Origin of the sequence: Actinoplanes sp. L3-i22 (assembly GCF_019704555.1) — a bacterium.
In the GTDB taxonomy this organism is placed as follows: Bacteria; Actinomycetota; Actinomycetes; order Mycobacteriales; family Micromonosporaceae; genus Actinoplanes.
The window spans coordinates 8030482-8048496 of the sequence record NZ_AP024745.1; the positions used below are offsets into that span (position 1 = coordinate 8030482).

Below are 18015 nucleotides of genomic sequence, written 5' to 3' on the forward strand. Positions count from 1 at the left end.
TCTCCTATTTCTCAGACGAGGAAGTTCTTGAGCTCGGTGACGAGCTTCTTGATGTGTCCGGAGAGGACCGGGGTGCCCTGGTCCTTGAAGCGCTGGCGGAACCACGGGTTGACGCTCTGGTGGCCGCCGCTGCTGACCGAGCCGACCGGGATGAACTTGACGCCGGTGCGGTGGATGGCCTGCATGCCGTCCCAGACCCCCTGCTCGTTCCACTCGTAGAAGTCGGAGATCCAGACCACCACGGTGTTGCGCGGGTCGGTGATCTTCGGCCGGGTCAGGTCGAGCGCGACCGTGCCGTCGGTGCCGCCGCCGAGCTGGGTGTGCAGCAGCACCTCGAACGGGTCGTGCACCCAGGGCGTCAGATCCAGCGCGCGGGTGTCGTAGGCGACCAGGTGCACGTCGACCTTGGGCAGCCCGGCGAAGATCGAGGCGAGAATGGTGCAGTTGACCATCGCGTCGACCATCGACCCGGACTGGTCGACGACCACGATCAGCCGGGCCGGCTCGATCCGCTTGGCGGTCTGCTTGTAGTAGAGCCGGTCGACGTAGAGGCGCTCGTCCTCCGGGCTCCAGTTCGGCAGGTTCTTCCAGATGGTCCGGTCCAGATCGAGGTTCCGGTAGACCCGCTTGGGCGGCACCGACCGGTCGATCGTCCCGGCGCTGGCCTGGGCCACCTGGGTACGCAGCACCTCCGCGACCTCGTCGACGAAGCGCCGGATCAGCGCCTTGGCGTTGGCCAGCGCGACGCCGTCCAGGTTGTCCTTGTCCCGCAGGAGCTGCTCGATCAGCGACATGCTCGGGGTGAGCTGCTTGGCGAGCCGGTTGTCGGCGAGCACCTCGCGCAGCCGCATCCGGCTGACCAGGTCGCCCTCGATCCCGGCCAGGGTGGCGCCGAGACCCGCGCCGCGGCCCGCCGCGGGTCCGTTGCCGGCACCGGCGCCGGCGGCCCGGCCGCGCAGGCCGCCCGGATCGCAGCCCATCGCCCGCTCGAACCAGCCGGCGTCGGCCTGCCAGCGCTGCAGCTGCTCGGCGGTGACGTTGCCGGAGCCGGTGGCGAACACGTTGAGCAGCAGCTTCGACGCGAGCGCGGCGCGGCGCACCGCGCCGTCCGGATCGTCGCCGGGGTCGCTCATCAGGCCGTCGAACTCGGCCGCCAGCTGGGGGAACCGCTGCACGACGGTGTCCACCGAGACGGCCGGGTCGAGCAGCGCGGCGGGCAGCCCGAGGTCGCCGACGATCGCCATGCTCCCGGACTCCAGCGCCGCCTGCTCCTCCGGGTCGAACAGTCGCGCGAGCAGCCGCCAGTAGAGGATCTGCCGCTGGGTCTCGGCCGCGCCGCCAGAAGTCGATGCGCCGCTCATTTGCGCAGCAGCCTTCCCGCGCGCTCGCGCAGCACGTCGACGGCGGTGCCCGCGGCCGTCTCCGCCTTCGCGGCCTTCGCCTCGGTCGGGCCGAGCGCCCAGTCCCCGCCGTACACCGTGACCGGCTTCTTCTTCACCAGCGCCTGCACGGCGAGCGGCTGCAACAGCCACTGCCCGTCCCACCGCAGCAGCCCGAGGCACGCGGTGGAGGAGGCGACCAGGGCGGGCGTGAGCGGGCCGGCGGCCGGCAGCCGGGCCAGGTCGAGCGCCACGGTCACCCCGCCGCCCAGGTCGAACGTGTCACCGGCCGCGGCGTAGCCCTCCAGCAGCACCGGCTCGGCGAGCCCGGCCGGGTGCCGGTCGAGCGGCGCGGCCGGCAGCGCGGTCGCCGCCCCGAGCCGGACCCGGGCGGCGGCGAACGGGTCGGCCGGCTCACCGGCGGTGACCTTCGCCTCGTCCCAGATCAGGTCGCCGCCCGGGGTGAGGGACAGGCCGGCCACCTCGACCGTGCGGTGCTCGGCCAGCACGCCGCGGAACAGCGGGAACGCGCTGAGCATCCGCCACGCGGACGGGCCGCTGATGGTGTCCACCTTGGCGGCGGCGACGCCGGTGCGGACCAGCCGGACCGCGCCGTCGGCCGTCTCCAGCAGACCGTGCGCCTGGGCCTGGAAGACCGTCGGGTGCTCGTGCAGGTCGACGCCGAGGATCACCAGCCGGCCGTCGACCGGGGTGGCCGCGAACGCCGGGTAGCCCTCCTGCGAGAGCAGCAGCGCCCGGCTCCACAGGTCGGCCCAGCGGCGCACCGGCACCGCCGGCAGGGTGGCGACCGGCGCGGCGGCGCGCAGCTCGGCGGCGAACCCGTCCAGCAGCACGGCGAGGCGGCGGGTGGCCGGGTCGGCGAGCAGCGACTGCACCGCCTGCGCGGCGCCGCCGGCCAGCTCGTGATCGACCCCGCGCCAGCCGGCGATGGCGAGCTCGCGCAGCCACGATCGACCACCGGCGAGCAGGTGGGCGGAATCGGTCACGGGCGCGGCGGCGGGCCACGGCTCACGGGACCGGCCGAGCGCGGTGTCCAGGCTCGCGCGCAGGGCGTCGTGGGCGGCGCCGAGCAGTGCGGCGCGGGCGCCGGCCAGGGTGGCGAGGTGCTCGTCGGTCACCGTCCCGGCGATGATCTTGCCGATCGCGTCGGTGACCCGGTCCCCCAGCGGCGAGCCGGTGAACGCGGCGGCCAGCGACTCCAGCGCGGCGGCGCGCTCCTCGTCGATCCGGGCGAGGCCCTGGACCAGGGCGTCGTCCAGGCCGTCGACCAGGGCGAGCGCGTCGGGCAGGCCGTCCGGGGTGGCGCGCAGGGCGTCGGCGAGCATCAGCGCACCGCCCCGGCGGCCGGGAACCACTGCAGCTCGGGCAGCGGATCGGTGCTCGGCTCGACCTCGAGGTAGGCGAGGTGGCGCAGGAAGCTGGCGAACACCTCGGCGGCCCGGTTCGGCGCGGTGGTGGTGTGCAGGCCGGACCAGAGGTCGTCGGCGCCGTCGGCGAGGTCGGCCTTCAGGTACCGCGCGACGCGGGCCAGACCGTACTGCGCGACCGCCGCGTCGGCCAGCGCGCGGATGTGGTTGCAGGCCCGGGAGCCGCCGGCGAGGCCGCCGCACGGACGGTTGTTGTTGGTGTTGCAGCTCAGCCCGTGGTCACCCGCCGTGATCGAGGAGACGTAGACCCGCTCGACGTCGGAGCCGCTGGAGACCACCCCCTGCAGGCGCCCGTCGGCCAGCTCCACGAACGGCACCTTGGCCAGTTTCCGTGGCTCCACCGGCGTGCTCACGGACGCCGAGCTACGCCGTTCGTACCCGGCGTGATCAGTTGTCACAACAGTCCCTCCCTCGTCCTTCGAGTGGAGGTAGTTCTATCGGAGGCGTACGACAAAAACCTCGGCGGATCCCCCGGCGGGTTCGCCCGCGAGCGGGTATAAGCAGGTCAGAGCCCGGAAAATGGAATTCCCGCAGCGGCCAGCATCGCCGGGTCGGCCCGCCGGCCGGCCGCCGCCACGATCCGGTCCGGCCGGATCAGCAGGGCCTCGCGCGTGCCGGGAGCGACCAGCGCGAAGCCGGCGCCGAGCGACGGGTCCAGCTCCGCCGGGCACAGCCGGCCACCGCCGCGGCCGACCAGCGGGCCGCGCCCGAGGGCCGGCCAGACGATCGTCGTCGCCCGGCGCTCCGCGCCCGGCAGCCTGGTCACGGTGCGTAGCAGCGCGCGACGCAGCGGTGCGGTGCGCCGGCTGCCGCCGGTCATCACCCAGCCGATCAGCGTCGCCATCCGGATCATGGTCCGCGCGTACGGCCGCCGCTCACTCTCGTACGTCCCCAGCAGCCGCTCGTCCGCCGCCCCCGCCAGCACCATCGCGAGCTTCCAGGTCAGGTTCGCCGCGTCCCGGATCCCGGCGCACATCCCCTGCCCGATGAACGGCGGCGTCAGGTGCGCCGCGTCCCCGAGCAGGAAGACCCGCCGGTCGCGCCACCGGTCGGCGACCGCCCCGCGGAACGTGTACGCCGCCTCCCGGATGATCGTCACCTCGGCCCCGCCGAGCCACGGCCGCATCCGGGCGCGCGCGTCCACCGGCCCGTCCAGCAGGAACTCCCAGCGGTACCGCCCGGGCGTGACCATCATGAACGTGGCCGCCGCGCCCGGGTCGCAGACCTGCTGCACGCCGTCGTAGACGTCCAGCGGCTCGGCCGCGACCGCGTCCACCACCAGCCAGTCCTGGGCGAATCCGAGGTCCTCCCAGCCGGCCCCGATCGACGAGCGGACCAGGCTGTTCGCCCCGTCGCAGCCGAGCACCGCGTCGGCGGTCAGCTCGGCGTCGCCGTCGGGCGATCGATAACGGACACGGACCGGGCCCGATGGGGGCTGGACCACGTCGTACACCTCAATCTGACCGCGCAGCTCGGCGCGCGGCAATTGCCGCAGCCGATCGCGGAGCAGGCGTTCCAGTTCGGGTTGGTCGAACATGTTGGCCTGCGGAAAGCCGTGCGGGCCGACCGGGTCGCGGGTGAACGTGGCGAGCGGCCGCAGCGCCGGGTCGACCAGTTGCATGCCGGGCGCCGGGCGGGAGATCCCGCGCAGCCCGTCGGCGAGGCCGAGCCCGGCGAAGATCCGGAAGACCTCGTCGTCGAAGTGGACCGCGCGGGGCAGCGGGTACGGCCCGGCGAACCGGTCCAGCACCAGGCACGCGATGCCGCGCCCGGCCAGCATGATCGCGGCGGTGATCCCGGTCGGCCCGGCCCCGACGATCACCACCGGCACATGTTCCACCGGACCAGGGTGCGCAGAAGCCGGCCCGATCCGCCACCCGGAAGCCGGATCGGGCTACGCCGTGGTGAGCAGAACCAGCATCGATCCGCCGGACAGCGCCAGCCCGATCAGCGCGAACCAGACGATCATGCCGCGCCCCAGGCCGATGTCATCGATCCGGACGGCCAGCGCCTGGTCCCGGGTGCGCGTCGTGAAAAAGCTCGGGACCAGGCCTTTCCCGGTCGCCCGGCCCAGCGCGAAGACCGGGACGCCGCGCGACATCCGGACCTCGGTCAGCTCCAGGCTCTCGTGCTTCTTCAGCCCGGCGACGATGTCCGGCGGCACGATCGCGGGCAGCGGCACCGGCGCCGCGCTGCGGAAATAGATCCGGATCGCCTCGACCGCGGACGGATCGGTGCGCAGCGAGCCACCCAGTTTCCGCGGGTCGACCGAAACCCGGCCGCTCGGGTCGGCGATCGCCGGCCAGCCCGGTGAGGCGACGTCGAGCAGCAGGTCATGGCTGTCGTCGGAGCTGCGCCGGCTCGGCTCGCGGGTCAGCCGCACGTGGTACCACACGCAGTCCTCGCCGCTGACCGGGCCGATCTGCGGGCCGGCCGGGCCGTACTCGGTGCGGGCCTCGGCGGCGACCCGGCCGCGGTCCCACGAGGCGATCGGCGCCGGCCGGACCTGACGCAGCGTGCGGACCTCGAGGTGCGTTCCGATGTGCAGGAGGAGGAAGATGGCGGCGCCGGCGAGCAGAAACCCACCGAGGCAGAAGGCGATCGTCGCGATCGTGACCACGTGGCCAACCTAGAGTGCCCGGGCAACCACCACAAAGCACATCAACCCCAAAAATCCGCTTTGGTACGGGCGGAGCACCGCCCCGGAAAACGTCAACTCCCCGGCGGCTCCGGAACCCGGTCCAGCTCGATGCCGAAGTGCGTCCGGTACGCGGCGAGCACCGCCTCGTCCGAGTCCAGCACCGTCTCCGTGCTCGCGCCGCCGGAGCCGCGGATCAGCCGCCGCCCGCTGAGCGTGATCCGGTCGTCGCCGTCGAGGCGGCTGCAGACCGGGCCGGTCCGGAAGTGCGACCCCGGCCAGGTCTGCTGCCACCAGCAGGCCGGCTCGAAGTCGAGCAGGTCCCGGGGCCGGCGCTCGATCCGGTACTGCGGCTCCCCGTCCCGGTAGATGTCCAGGTCACCGCCGTCCGCCTCGATCACCCGGAACCGCCCGCCCGGGTCGACCTGCTCGTCGCGCGAGTCGAGGCGCAACGGATACGACGAGTGCCGCCCGAAGCCGACGTCGACCACCCACCGCCCGTCCACGATCAGTGCCAGGTGGTCGAAGAGCGGCCCGAACCGGCCCTCGCCGCGGTGCACCCGCGACGCGACCCGGTCGACGGCGTGCCCGAGGTCCGCCAGGAGCAGCGCGAACAGCCCGTTCAGCTCGTAACAGAAGCCGCCCCGGCGCCGCCGCACCACCTTGTCGAACAGGTCCGCCGGGTCGAGCGAGATCGGCTCCCCGAGGTGGATACTGAGGTTCTCGAAGGGTACGGCGGCCTGGTGCGCCCAGCTCAGCGCACGGAGCGAGTCGTCGTCGGGGGTGGCCGGGCGGGGCAGGCCGATCCGGTCCAGATATGCGGTCACGTCCACCCGGAGAGCTTGCGACATGAAGCCGGGTCGAGGTCAACCGGGCCGGGAACGGCGGTTGTTGACAATGATGTCCATCACTGCCAGGGTCGGGACGAGCACCCGCCGCCGTACGGGAGATGACGCATGAGCGCTGATCATCCGATCCCTTCCGACCGGGCCCGCGACCTCGTCACCGGCGCATACGACACCCACGTGCACGTCGCGCCGGACGTGATGGAACGCCGGATCGACGACGTCACGCTGGCCCGCCGGTTCGCCGCGGTGGGGCTGGCGGGGTTCGTACTCAAATCGCATTATGTGCCGACCGCGGAACGTGCCGAGGTGGTGCGCGGCGTGGTTCCCGGCGTCGAGGCGCTCGGCGCGCTGACCCTCAACGGCTCGGTCGGCGGGCTCAACCCGGTGGCCGTGGAGATCGCCGGCCGGCAGGGCGCCCGGGTGGTCTGGCTGCCCACCGTGGACTGCGCGAACGAGCGGGCCAGCGTCTCCGCGCTGCCGCCGGGCGCGACCCTGCCGATGTGGGCGGCGCTCCAGGCGGAGCTCGCCGAGCAGGGCATCGTCGCGCCGGCGATCGAGGTGGTCGACGCCGCCGGGAAGATCGTGCCGGCGCTGCACGAGGTGTTCGCGGTGCTCGCCAAGCACGGGATGGTCCTGGCGACCGGGCACCTGAGCGGGCCGGAGATCGTCGCGGCGGTCGACGCGGCCGCCGACGCCGGGGTGCGGCGGATCATCGTGACCCACCCCGAGTTCACCTCCCAGCAGCTGGACGTGGACACCCAGCGGCACCTGGCCGGGCGGGGCGCACTGCTGGAACGGTGCTTCACCACGGCGTACACCAAGAAAGTCGCTTGGGAATTGCTCTTCGACCACATCCGTGCGGTGGGGCCGGAGCATTCCCTGCTCTCCAGCGACCTCGGGCAGCCGTTCAATCCGCCGGTGGAGGACGGCCTGGCCCTGCTCGCCGATCGGCTGCTCGACGCGGGGTTCACCGCCGACGAGGTCCGGACGATGGCCGTCACCAATTCCCGGCGGGTCCTCGGACGTTAGGTCGTGGCGGAGCCGCAGCCGGTGCAGAACATCCCGTTCGGCGACACCTTGGTGCCGCACTGGCCGCAGAACCGGCTCGCCTCGGTCGCGGCGGCCAGCGGGGTGCCGCAGTGCTGGCAGTACTTGCCGCCGCCGGTGTCGTTCGCACACGACGGGCAGCGCCCGACCGCCGTCTGGCCGTAGACCGTGCCCTGCGTCCAGTCGACCTGGCGGATCTTCTCGTCGAGCTGCTGGACCTGGGCCCGGGCCTGCATGCCGACGATCTCCTGGTCGAGCTTGGGCGCGCAGTTGACGCAGACCCCGCGCTCGTCGTTCCAGCAGACCGGGCCGCAGACCCACTCGCCGCAGCGGTGGCACTGGTGGAAGTGCGGGCGGATCTCCTCGACCGCGCCCTGCAGCGCCTTGTCCCAGGCCGGGCCGCGGGTGCCGTCGCGCATCCAGCTCGCGTCCCAGCCCAGCTCGGAGGCCCGCCGGCCCCACTCGCCGCCGACCAGGTCGCCGCCCATCCGCAGCAGCTTGCCGCCGAAGTTCGTCACCGACCGCTTGAACGACGAGGTGTAGCCGTTCCCGCAGCGCTCGCAGTAGAACTCGAACTGATAGCCCTCCTGCGTCGAACGGTCCTGATAGTTGTCGGTGAAGCCGAACATGCCCATCCCGCGTCCCCTTCTGGCACCTGGCAGGGACGCTACGCCGATCGGTCTGACTTATCGACGCCCGGCCGCGCATCCACCGTTTCCGCCAGGCGAAATCGAGACGAACGGCGACCGCAATCGGAACTCGAAGGCGATGACGGCAACAAATCCGAATAATCGCCCGCATGACGAGCAGTGATCTGTGGAGCGAGGACGAGGCGCAACGCTACGACGCCGAGGAGTCGGCGATGGCCGCGCCGGAGGTGCTCGGCCCGGCGGTGGACTTCCTGGCCGGGCTGGCCGGGGACGGCCCGGTCCTGGAGTTCGCGATCGGCACCGGCCGGGTGGCGATCCCGCTGGCCGAGCGGGGTCTCGCGGTCAGCGGAATCGAGTTCTCCCCGCCGATGGCCGCCCAGCTGCGACGCAAGTCGGCGGATCTACCGGTGGTGATCGGGGACATGGCGACGACCCGCGTCCCGGGCGAGTTCGCGCTGGTCTACGTCGTGTGGAACAGCATCGGCAACCTGCGGCTGCAGGACGAGCAGGTCGAGTGCTTCCGCAACGCGGCCCGGCATCTCGCGCCCGGCGGCCGGTTCGTCGTCGAGCTGTGGGTGCCGGAGATCCGCCGGCTCCCGCCCGGCCAGACCGCCGTCCCGTTCGTGGTGAGCGCGGAGCACACCGGCTTCGACACCTTCGACCTGGTCACCCAGCAGGGCACGTCGCATCACTACCGGCGGTCGTTGGACGGAAGTGTTCGCTACGGATACAGCAACTTCCGCTTCATCTGGCCGGCCGAGTGCGACCTGATGGCCCGGCTGGCGGGACTGGAGTTGGAGGACCGCTTCGCCGACTTCCGGCGGGCGCCCTTCACGGCGGACAGTGAAAGTCATGTCTCCGTCTGGCGGAAGCCCCTAGTGCGATGAATCACAACAGCACGTAGCCGACCAGTCGCTCTGAGAATTCTCTCAGAACCCATCCATAGCGTCGGATGCCTGATTAGCCCCAATCAGGCAGAGGAGCGTCGATTGTCTTCCCCCCGTTTCACCAACGTCGTGTGGCCGCTGTTCCGGGTGGTCATCGGTCTGCTGTTCACCTGCCACGGACTCGCCAGTCTGTTCGGCGTGCTCGGCGGCAAGGGCGGCACCGGCGAGTCGATCCCGGTCGGCACCTGGCCCGGCTGGTACGCGGCCCTGATCCAGCTGGTCTGCGGCCTGCTCGTGATGATCGGCCTGGTCACCCGCCCGGCCGCGATCCTGGCCTCGGGCTCGATGGCCTACGCGTACTTCGTCGTGCACCAGCAGAACGGCCTCATGCCGATCGAGAACGGCGGGGTCACCCCGGCCCTGTACGCGTGGACGTTCCTGCTCATCGCGACGGTCGGCGCCGGGGCCTGGTCCCTGGACGGCCTGATCAGCAGCCGGCGCGGCCCGGCGGCCACGCCCGCCCGGACCCCGGAGAAGGTGGCCGAACCCGCCTGACCGGCCGGGTCACGGCGCCACCGGGCCGGTCAGCGGGTGGACCCGGTAGACGGTGGCGCCGTGGGCCGGAACGGTCACGGTGATCGACGTGGTGGCGGCGGTGGAGTCGGCGCCGGACCAGACGTCGTGCAGCCGGTAGGCCGGCGCCGCGGGCAGGGTGATCGAGGCGGTCAGCACGGTCGCGGCGTCGCCGGGGTTGTAGAGGGCGATCGCCTGGTCACCCCCGGACAGCGGCCGGACCAGGACGTTCCCGGTCACGGTGGCCGGGGCGCCGAGCGGGTCCTGGTCGATGGCGATCAGGTCGCGGTCGGTGAGGATCGCCAGGGCGGACGGGGTCAGCGTGCGCAGGTCGGTGCCGGCGATCAGCGGGGCGGCCATCATCGCCCACATGCTCAGGTGCGTGCGATATTCGGTCTCGGTCATCCCGCCGTTGCCGACCTCCAGCATGTCCGGGTCGTTCCAGTGGCCCGGGCCGGCGGACGCGAGCACCGGCAGCGTCCCCGCGATGATCGACTTCACCGAGGCCCAGGTGTCGGTGATGTCGCCGGTGGTGCGCCAGAGCTGCCCGACGCCGGGCGCCCAGCTCCACGGCGCGGACTCGCCCCACTCGCAGATCGAGTAGACGATCGGCCGGCCGGTGGCGCGCAGGGCCGAGGCCATCGTGGTGTAGCGGCGCACGTAGTCGGCGCGGGAGCCGTCCGAGCCGTTGAAGCAGTTGTCGTACTTCAGGTAGTCGACGCCCCACTGGGCCCAGGTCCGCGCGTCGATCCGCTCGTGGCCGAGACTGCCCGGGTAACCGGCGCAGGTCCGGGTGCCGGCGTCACCGTAGATCCCCAGCCGCAGGCCGCGGGCGTGGACGTAGTCGGCGACGGCCTTCATGCCGTACGGAAACTTCTTCGGGTCTGCCTGGAGGCGGCCCGCAGCGTCCCGGCCGGGCAGTGACCAGCAGTCGTCGATGTTGACGAAGCGGTAGCCGGCGGCGGCCATGCCGTTCGCCACCATCGCGTCCGCGGTCTCGCGGATGAGCTGGTCGTCGACGTCGCAGCCGAACGCGTTCCAGTCGTTGAAACCCATCGGCGGCGTCGGCGCGGTGGCCCGGACCGGGGTTGTCCCGGGCCAGGCCACCGACGCCAGCGCCAGCGTCAGCGCGAACAGGGAGCGCAGGGTTGCCCGAAGCATCCGGGCAAACTACCCACGGAACCTGTCATCACCCTATGCGCGGGTGATCCAGAAGGTCAGGTCGATCGACTCGTCGGTGAACTCGCGGGCGTCCGCCCAGTCCGGCTCGCCGGCGGCGAAGTCGGTCGCCAGCACCTCGTCGGCGACCAGGTCACCGTGCTCGGTCAGGGCCCGGACGGTGTCCTCGCCGGCCCGGAACCGCAGCCGGATCCGGTCGGAGACCTCCAGGCCACTGGCCTTGCGGGCCTCCTGGATCTGCCGGATCGCGTCCCGGGCCAGGCCGGCCCGGAGGAGATCCGGCGTCAGGTGCAGGTCCAGCGCCAGGGTGGCGCCGGAGTCCGAGGCGACCGCCCAGCCCTCCTGCGGCGTCTCGGTGATGAACACCTCGTCCGGGGTGAGGACGATCTGCTCGTCCCCGACCGTCAGGGTGGCGGTCCCGGTCGTACGCAAACTGGTCTTCAATGCGGTGGCGTCAGCCGCCTGGACCGCCGCCGCGACCTGCTGGACGGCCTTGCCGAAGCGCTTGCCCAGCGCGCGGAAGTTCGCCTTCGCGGTGGTGTCCACGAACGAGCCGGCCAGGCCCTCGACCGCGTTGACGTTGAGCTCGGCGGCGATCTCGGCGAGCAGCTCGGCCGGCAGGTCGGCGCCGGCCGAGACCAGCGCCCGGGACAGCGGCTGGCGGATCTTCAGACCGGACTCGGCGCGCGCGGTGCGGCCCAGCTCGACCAGCCGCCGGGTGGTCGCCATCTGCGCGGAGAGCGCGTGGTCGATCAGCGACTCGTCGGCCTCCGGGTACGCGGCCAGGTGCACCGACTGCGGAGCCTGCGGGTCGACCGGGACGATCAGGTCCTGCCAGACCTGCTCGGCGACGAACGGGGTCATCGGCGCCATCAGCAGCGTCACCGTGCGTAGCGCCTCGTGCAGCGTGGACAGGGCCGCCGGGTCGCCACGCCAGAACCGGCGACGGCTGCGGCGCACGTACCAGTTGGAGAGGTCGTCGATGAACGCGGCGATCAGCTTGCCGGTCTCGTGCGGGTCGAAGGCCGCCATGGCCGCGTCGACCTTCACGACGAGCTGCTGCAACTCGGAGATCACCCAGCGGTCGAGCGCGGTCCGCTCGACCTTGTCGTCGGACGGCGTCCAGTTCGCGGTACGGCCGTAGAGGGCCTGGAACGCGACCGTGTTCCAGTAGGTCAGCAGGATCTTGCGGACGACCTCCTGCAACGCGTTGTGACCGACCCGGCGGGCCGACCACGGCGAGCCGACGGCGGCCATGAACCAGCGGACCGCGTCCGCGCCGTGCTGGTCCATCAGCGGGATCGGCTCCAGGATGTTGCCGAAGTGCTTGGACATCTTGCGGCCGTCCTCGGCCAGGATGTGACCGAGACAGACCACGTTCTCGTACGAGTTGCGGTCGAAGACCAGCGTGCTGATCGCCATCAGGGTGTAGAACCAGCCGCGGGTCTGGTCGATCGCCTCGGAGATGAACTGCGCGGGGAAGCGCTGCTCGAACAGCTCCTTGTTCTGGTACGGGTACCCGAACTGGGCGAACGGCATGGAGCCGGAGTCGTACCAGGCGTCGATCACCTCGGGGACGCGGGTGGATTTATCGCCACATTCCGGGCACGGGAAGGTTACCGCGTCAATGAACGGCCGGTGCGGGTCCAAATCCGACAAATCCTGCTTTGCCAGGACGGCTAGCTCTTCGCGGGAGCCGATACATACCAAATGTCCGGCTTCGCAGCGCCAGATCGGCAGCGGCGTCCCCCAGTACCGGTTCCGGGACAGCGCCCAGTCGACGTTGTTGTTCAGCCAGTCGCCGTACCGCCCGTGCTTGATGCTCTCCGGCTGCCAGTTGGTCTTCTCGTTCTCCCGCAGCAGCGCGTCCCGCACCGCGGTGGTCCGCACGTACCACGACGGCTGCGCGTAGTAGATCAGCGCGGTGTGGCAGCGCCAGCAGTGCGGGTACTTGTGCTCGTAGGGCTCGTGCTTGAAGAGCAGCCCGCTCTCCCGCAGCTCCTCGACCAGCGGCCCGTTCGCCTCGCGGAAGAACATCCCGCCGATCAGCTCGATCTCCGGCTCGAACGTGCCGTCGCGGCGCACCGGGTTGACCATCGGCAGCCCGTACACCCGGCAGCTGGCCAGGTCGTCCGCGCCGAACGCGGGCGACTGGTGGACCAGGCCGGTGCCGCTGTCGGTGGTCACGTAGCTCGCCAGGATCACGATGTGCGCGTCCGGCACCTCGACCAGCTCGAACGGCGGCTTGTAGGTCCACCGCTCCAGGTCCTTGCCGAGGAACGACTCGCCGGTCGGGGTCCAGCCCTCGGGGATCAGCGGCTCGGCGACGATCAGGCGCTCGTGACCGTTCGTGATCACCACGTAGGTGACCGACGGGTGCACCGCGACCGCGGTGTTCGAGACGAGCGTCCACGGCGTGGTCGTCCAGACCAGCAGCGACGTGGTGCCGGCCAGCGGGCCCGAGGTCAGCGGGAAGCGCACGTAGACCGACGGGTCGACGTCGATCTCGTAGCCCTGGTCCAGCTCGTGGTCGGAGAGCGTGGTCTGGTCCCGCGGGCACCAGGGGGCGACCCGGAAGTCCTCGACCAGCAGGCCCTTGTCGAAGATCTGCTTGAGCGACCACCAGACCGAGTCGATGTACTCCGGGTCCATCGTCCGGTAGGCGTCGTCCATGTCGACCCAGTAGCCCATCCGCTCGGTGAGCTGGGCGAACGCGTCGGTGTGCCGGGTCACGGAGTCGCGGCACTTGGCGTTGAACTCGGCGATGCCGTACGCCTCGATGTCCTTCTTCCCGGTGAAGCCCAGCTCCTTCTCCACGGCCAACTCGACCGGCAGGCCATGGCAGTCCCAGCCGGCCTTGCGGGCCACGTGGAAGCCCTTCATGGTCCGGTAGCGCGGGAACACGTCCTTGAAGACGCGGGCCTCGATGTGGTGCGCGCCGGGCATGCCGTTCGCGGTCGGCGGACCCTCGTAGAAGACCCACTCCGGACGACCCGCGGACTGCCGCAGGGTCTGTCCGAAGACGTCGTGTTCCTGCCAGAAACGCAGGATATCGTGGTCAAGAGCGGGAAGGTCGACCTGAGCCGGAACCGGGCGATACATGTGGCAGAACTTTACTCAGCCCGGCCGAGCGACATGTACGCAACCTTGCCCGCGTCCATCTCCAGCAGCAACGTCCAGCCGTCCTGGCCCGCGACCGGCACGCTGAAGGCGCTCTTCCCCTCGGATTTCAAACCCTTGCTTTGGTACGCGGTGAGCACCTCCGCCTCGGTCGAACCACGCTTCACGCCGGCGTCCGTGACCGCGCCGGCCGGGGCGGCGATCGAGGTCAGCTTGCCGTCCTGGAACGTGGCGCCGCCGTTGGTCAGGTAGGCGATCAACCGGTCGGTGAGGCGCTGGGTGGAGTCCGCGTACGCCTTCGCGGCCTTGGCCGATCCCTCGGCCGAGTCGCCGAAGCCGCCGCTGTCCGCCTTGGCCACGTCCTTCTCGATCTTCTCGTCCGCCGCCATCCGCTTCGGGTCGGGCTTCGGGCCGTCCGGGTACGAGTACACGTTCTTGCCGAGCACGGTGGCGACCGGCGCGGTCTGCAGGTCACCGGTGGCCAGCGCCGCCGGCTCGGTCATGCCGAGGGTGAGCTTGCCGTACCGATCGGGGCCGAAGTAGTTCACGGCCGGCGCCTTGCTCGTCCCCGGCGCGGCGGTCTCAGCCTCCTTCTTGCACGCCGTCAGGGCGAGCACCAGGGCGAGTGCGGTGATACCGAGCTTCGCGATACGCATGCCCGGAACCCTAGGAAGATCGACGGTCGTGCCGCGCGCCCATTCACGGGTTTCTTGATGCCGCTGTTACCCGACGTCATCAATCTTGATCGGCGCGTTACTGCGCCGAGTCCTTCTTGACCGGAGCGTTACTCGACCACGTCGGCGGCCGACGCGGCCAGGATCGCCCGCACCGCGGCCAGCACCTCGTCGTCGGCGCCCAGGCCGGCCAGGACGCCGAGCAGGTATGCCCCGACCAGGCCGTAGTGCTCCGGGACGATGCCCAGGCCGAAATGGGCGTCGCGCAGGTCGCGGCCGGAGTACTCGGCGGGGCCGCCGAGGACCTGGCTCAGCAGGGCGACCATGTGACCCTTGAGATGGTCCAGGTCGAGCTCGTCGAAGTAGTCGGCGAGACGGTCGTCACCCAGGACGACCCGGTAGAGCGCGTCGACCGCGGCGGTCACCGCGGGTTGCCCGCCTACGCGGGCGTAGAACGATGCATCCACGAGAGAGAAAATAGAGCTTCGGCTATGCGTTTGTCTTGCGGAGTTTTGTCGGGGGGTGCGGCTAGTTTGCCGGGCATGACCGCCGATCTGACGTTCGAGCAGCTCGCATCGTGGATCCGCGACGGCGAGGTGGAGTCGATCACGGCCGCCCTGGTCGCGGCCGACGAGCCGGCCCGGCGCGCGCTGGCCACGCCGTTGCGCGGGCTGACCGCCGTGCGGCAGCCCTACGTCGAGGGGCTGTCCCATCAGGGCTGGCTGCGGCTGATGGAGCGGCGGCGGGCGGCCCTGCAGCTGGCCGGGGCGGGCTGCCTGACCAGCGCGTCCACGGTGGTCACCTGGCTGCGGAACCTCGGGGGTGCCGATGATCCGGCGCTGGTCCGGGTGTTGAGCGCGCCCGGGCGGCCCTCGCTGGCCGCGGTCGCCCGGGGGATGGCGACGCGGCTGCGGCCCGACCTGGTGGACTTTCAGTGGCGGCTGATCAGCCGGCTGCTCGACGCGGCCGGGGAGCCGGTGCCGCCGACCGAGGCGACGGTGCGGGGCTGGCTGCGGGAGACCGGGTGCAGTGCGGAGAGCCTGCGGGGCGATCCGCGGACGGGTCATCTGCTGCCGCACGTCTTCGCGATCCCGCGGGTCGGTGGGGACGTGAGCCCGGGTGGTCTGGCCAACCTCACCGAGCTGCGGGACGTGATCCTGCCCGGCTGTGTGGCGCGGCTCGCCGACGGGGATCGGCCGGGGGCGATCAGGTCGTTCGTGCAGTTGCACGGGCTGCTCCAGCCGACGGCTGAGGAGCTGTCCGAGCATCGGCAGGCGTATCTGGCGATGTTGGACAGCCCGCACAGCACCGTGGTCGACCTGGGGTTGCGGGCGTTGCGGGCGGTCGATGATCCGGAGCTGGTGGCGGATGCGGCGCTGTCGGTGTTGCCGCGGCCGGAGAAGAAGCTGGTTCGTGCGCAGTTGGACTGGATCGATGCGGTGCTGGCCCGGGGGCCGGATCCGGTGCTGTTCGAGGCGCTGCTGACCGGGCTGGGCAACGAGTCGGTCGACCTGGCCGAGCGGACCGTCCGGGTGATCGCCAAGCACCTGCCCTCTTTCCCCTCCCCTGCCGCGCCCTCCACCGCCTCCCCCGCCGCGCCCTCCACCGCCTCCCCCGCCGCGGCCTCCGCATCCACTGCGGCCTTCGGTCAGGTCGGCGGCCTTGGGATCGTTGGAGACTTCGGTGCCTCGGGATCTCCCGGTGGGGCTGGGCTCCTCGGGGAGACCGCGGTCGAGCGGCTGGCGCGGGCCGCCGAGGGATTGAGTGGCGATCTGCGCCGCCAGGTCATCGCGTTACTGCCGGCCGGGGTGGCTGAGAGCGCCCCCTCGGCTCCGGATCCGCTGCCGGTCGCCGCCGGGTCGGCCGTGGCCGGGCTGGAGCCGATCCGGTCGCTGCCCGAGGTGGCGGCGGCGGCCATCGCGCTGGTGGGGTTCGTCGATCGGGATCCGATTCAGTTGGAGCAGGTGCTCGACGGGCTGGTCCGGTACGCGCACACCGACCGGGCCGCGCTGGCCGCCGCCCTGGGGCCGAAACTGCCGAACTGGTCGGATCCCTACATCAACATGCTGCGGGCGGTGGTCGACGGGACGTGGACGCCGTGGACGCCGAATCAGTGGGAGCGGCACGCCGCGGCGCCGTTCTGGATGCTGACGGCCCGGTTGGAGGAGATCGCGCGGCGGATGACCACGGCCGCCGGCGCCGAACGGCAGCGGGTGCCCCGGCTCGGGCCGCCGGCGTTACTCGCCACCCCAGCCACAGTCGACGGCCACCTCGATCCGGCGCGGGTGCCGGCCTTGCTCGCGACCCCGGCCACTGTCGACGGCCACGTCGATCCGGTCCGGGTGCTGACGCTGCTGGCCGCCGCCGAGCGGGACGGGTGGGAACCGGGTGTGGTTGATCTGGCCCAGGCGGTGTTGCGCCTTCCGCGCGAACTGGACCCGGGCGTGCTTGCCGCCGCCGAGCGGCTGACCGGGCCGGCGGGTCGGTTCTTCGCCGCGTGGGTGCGGGGCGGCGGGCTGCCGGATCCGGTGGTGGTCACCGGCGAGGCCATCTGGCACGGCTGCCCTGACCCGGGTAGGTGCACCTGCCAGTGGCCGTTCCGCCAACGGTGGACGAGCTCGTTCTCGGCGATCCCGCTGCCGGTCCCCCGGCTCGCCACGCAGGACCTCGTCGCGCTGGGCCTTCCCGCACTGGTCCCCGCCACACCAGGTCGCACCGCGCCGGACCTCCCTGCGCCCGGCCCATTCTCGCCGAGCCTCCCCGTGCCAGGGACCGCCGCCGCGCCGGGGCTCGCCGCCCTGGGGATGACCGTGCCGGAGGCTGCTGTGCCGGAGGCTGCTGTGCCGGGGGCGACCGGGGCGCGGGCCGCTGTGCTGGGGCTTGCGGTGCCGGAGGGGCTGCTTGCGGCGTCGGCTGATCCGGATCGGACTCGGGGGCGGCGGTCCATGCAGGCGGCGAGTGCCTGGCCGATGATGTTTCCGTCGCATCCGGAGATCGTGGCCACCCACGCGCTGCCCGAGTTCCTCGGTGCGGTCGAGGACGGTTACCGCTACTACCTGGGGCTTCTGCCCGTGCTGGCCGCGTCGGCCGGACCGTTCGGCCCGGCGCTGGCGCTCGGCATCGGTCTCGGGTTCAGCGCGGATCGGCCCGCAGGCAGGGTGCTGGCGACCGACGCGTTCGTGGAAGTTGCCGCCCGCGGCAAGCTCGACGCCGCCCTGCTCGGTCGCGAGCTGGCAAACCTGCAGCGCGACGGCCGGGTAACCGCCAAGCGGGTGGCCGGCTGCCTGACCGAGGCCATCCGGGCCGGACTGGCCACCGAGGTGTGGGCCGTGCTCCGCGAGCTGCTGCCGGCCGCCCTGACCGCGCCCGGTCCCGGTACTCCCGACCTGCTGGCCACCGCCGAGTCCGCCGCCGCGGCCGTCCACGCGAGCGACGACATCCCCGAGGTGACCGAACTGGCGGCCCGCACCGGCCGGACCCGCCTGATCACCGAGGCCGCCCGCCTGGCCCGAACTCTGACCGGCAACCGCCAGGCCGGAGGTGCATGAGGTCAGTCGCTCGGCCGGAGCTGC

Annotated in this window: 15 protein-coding genes; 4 read left to right on the forward strand and 11 right to left on the reverse strand. The window is 71.9% G+C overall.

Features of this window, described 5'->3' with window-relative positions; genetic code table 11:
• Nucleotides 1-11 precede the first annotated feature (11 nt).
• From L3i22_RS36115 to L3i22_RS36140, 6 genes are all read right to left on the reverse strand, one after another.
• Entirely contained in the window at nucleotides 12-1361 is a 1350-nt protein-coding gene (locus tag L3i22_RS36115; protein ID WP_221321959.1) for a VWA domain-containing protein, read from the reverse strand.
• The gene (locus L3i22_RS36120; protein ID WP_221321960.1) at nucleotides 1358-2725 is read right to left on the reverse strand and encodes a hypothetical protein; all 1368 of its coding nucleotides are present in this window, start codon (nucleotides 2723-2725) and stop codon (nucleotides 1358-1360) included. Before L3i22_RS36120 ends, L3i22_RS36115 begins: the two co-directional genes overlap by 4 nt.
• Nucleotides 2725-3180 carry a hypothetical protein gene (locus L3i22_RS36125; RefSeq protein ID WP_255657424.1) on the reverse strand — a complete coding sequence of 152 codons (456 nt, stop codon included), beginning with the start codon at nucleotides 3178-3180 and terminating at the stop codon, nucleotides 2725-2727. Before L3i22_RS36125 ends, L3i22_RS36120 begins: the two co-directional genes overlap by 1 nt.
• Nucleotides 3181-3332: 152 nt before the next feature.
• Complete coding sequence (locus tag L3i22_RS36130; RefSeq protein WP_221321962.1) at nucleotides 3333-4667, reverse strand: bifunctional 3-(3-hydroxy-phenyl)propionate/3-hydroxycinnamic acid hydroxylase; 1335 nt, start codon at nucleotides 4665-4667, stop codon at nucleotides 3333-3335.
• A 54-nt stretch (nucleotides 4668-4721) separates the two neighbouring features.
• Nucleotides 4722-5447 (reverse strand): hypothetical protein, encoded by a 726-nt coding sequence (locus L3i22_RS36135; RefSeq protein ID WP_221321963.1) that lies wholly within the window; start codon nucleotides 5445-5447, stop codon nucleotides 4722-4724.
• Nucleotides 5448-5539: 92 nt separating this feature from the next.
• The gene (locus tag L3i22_RS36140; protein WP_255657425.1) at nucleotides 5540-6298 is read right to left on the reverse strand and encodes an arylamine N-acetyltransferase; all 759 of its coding nucleotides are present in this window, start codon (nucleotides 6296-6298) and stop codon (nucleotides 5540-5542) included.
• Between the two features lie 123 nt (nucleotides 6299-6421).
• Here L3i22_RS36140 and L3i22_RS36145 point away from each other — a divergent pair, with 123 nt between their 5' ends.
• Nucleotides 6422-7342 (forward strand): DUF6282 family protein, encoded by a 921-nt coding sequence (locus L3i22_RS36145; RefSeq protein WP_221321965.1) that lies wholly within the window; start codon nucleotides 6422-6424, stop codon nucleotides 7340-7342.
• On the opposite strand, the gene L3i22_RS36150 is transcribed toward L3i22_RS36145, so the two are convergent.
• Entirely contained in the window at nucleotides 7339-7995 is a 657-nt protein-coding gene (locus L3i22_RS36150) for a zinc ribbon domain-containing protein (RefSeq protein ID WP_221321966.1), read from the reverse strand. The two genes, L3i22_RS36145 and L3i22_RS36150, sit on opposite strands and share 4 nt — an antisense overlap.
• Before the next feature lie 164 nt (nucleotides 7996-8159).
• Between L3i22_RS36150 and L3i22_RS36155 the strand changes: the two genes are divergently transcribed.
• On the forward strand, nucleotides 8160-8897 hold the full coding sequence (locus L3i22_RS36155; protein WP_221321967.1) for a class I SAM-dependent methyltransferase: 738 nt from the start codon (nucleotides 8160-8162) through the stop codon (nucleotides 8895-8897).
• A gap of 102 nt (nucleotides 8898-8999) precedes the next feature.
• Entirely contained in the window at nucleotides 9000-9452 is a 453-nt protein-coding gene (locus L3i22_RS36160; protein WP_221321968.1) for a DoxX family protein, read from the forward strand.
• 9 nt (nucleotides 9453-9461) lie between these two features.
• Here the strand turns inward: L3i22_RS36160 and L3i22_RS36165 are convergent, their stop codons facing one another.
• The 4 genes from L3i22_RS36165 to L3i22_RS53945 form a co-directional block, all read right to left on the reverse strand.
• Nucleotides 9462-10631, reverse strand: a complete 1170-nt coding sequence (locus L3i22_RS36165) for a glycoside hydrolase family 27 protein (RefSeq protein WP_221321969.1) — start codon at nucleotides 10629-10631, stop codon at nucleotides 9462-9464.
• Nucleotides 10632-10664: 33 nt separating this feature from the next.
• Nucleotides 10665-13751, reverse strand: coding sequence for an isoleucine--tRNA ligase (ileS, locus tag L3i22_RS36170; RefSeq protein ID WP_221321970.1), 3087 nt, complete (start codon nucleotides 13749-13751; stop codon nucleotides 10665-10667).
• A gap of 11 nt (nucleotides 13752-13762) precedes the next feature.
• Nucleotides 13763-14425 (reverse strand): hypothetical protein, encoded by a 663-nt coding sequence (locus L3i22_RS36175; RefSeq protein WP_221321971.1) that lies wholly within the window; start codon nucleotides 14423-14425, stop codon nucleotides 13763-13765.
• Nucleotides 14426-14553: 128 nt separating this feature from the next.
• Nucleotides 14554-14910 (reverse strand): group 1 truncated hemoglobin, encoded by a 357-nt coding sequence (locus L3i22_RS53945; RefSeq protein ID WP_255657426.1) that lies wholly within the window; start codon nucleotides 14908-14910, stop codon nucleotides 14554-14556.
• Between the two features lie 75 nt (nucleotides 14911-14985).
• Here L3i22_RS53945 and L3i22_RS54450 point away from each other — a divergent pair, with 75 nt between their 5' ends.
• Nucleotides 14986-17991: a hypothetical protein gene (locus L3i22_RS54450; RefSeq protein ID WP_304523437.1), complete on the forward strand. Its 3006-nt coding sequence runs from the start codon at nucleotides 14986-14988 to the stop codon at nucleotides 17989-17991.
• Nucleotides 17992-18015: the final 24 nt, after the last annotated feature.

Excerpts from the sequence above, each read along its gene's own strand:
- L3i22_RS36115 (WP_221321959.1), bottom strand. The coding sequence starts at position 1,361 with ATGAGCGGCGCATCGACTTCTGGCGGCGCGGCCGAGACCCAGCGGCAG.
- L3i22_RS36120 (WP_221321960.1), bottom strand. The coding sequence starts at position 2,725 with ATGCTCGCCGACGCCCTGCGCGCCACCCCGGACGGCCTGCCCGACGCG.
- L3i22_RS36145 (WP_221321965.1), top strand. The coding sequence starts at position 6,422 with ATGAGCGCTGATCATCCGATCCCTTCCGACCGGGCCCGCGACCTCGTC.
- L3i22_RS36150 (WP_221321966.1), bottom strand. The coding sequence starts at position 7,995 with ATGGGCATGTTCGGCTTCACCGACAACTATCAGGACCGTTCGACGCAG.
- L3i22_RS36155 (WP_221321967.1), top strand. The coding sequence starts at position 8,160 with ATGACGAGCAGTGATCTGTGGAGCGAGGACGAGGCGCAACGCTACGAC.
- L3i22_RS36165 (WP_221321969.1), bottom strand. The coding sequence starts at position 10,631 with ATGCTTCGGGCAACCCTGCGCTCCCTGTTCGCGCTGACGCTGGCGCTG.
- ileS (WP_221321970.1), bottom strand. The coding sequence starts at position 13,751 with ATGTATCGCCCGGTTCCGGCTCAGGTCGACCTTCCCGCTCTTGACCAC.
- L3i22_RS36175 (WP_221321971.1), bottom strand. The coding sequence starts at position 14,425 with ATGCGTATCGCGAAGCTCGGTATCACCGCACTCGCCCTGGTGCTCGCC.
- L3i22_RS54450 (WP_304523437.1), top strand. The coding sequence starts at position 14,986 with ATGACCGCCGATCTGACGTTCGAGCAGCTCGCATCGTGGATCCGCGAC.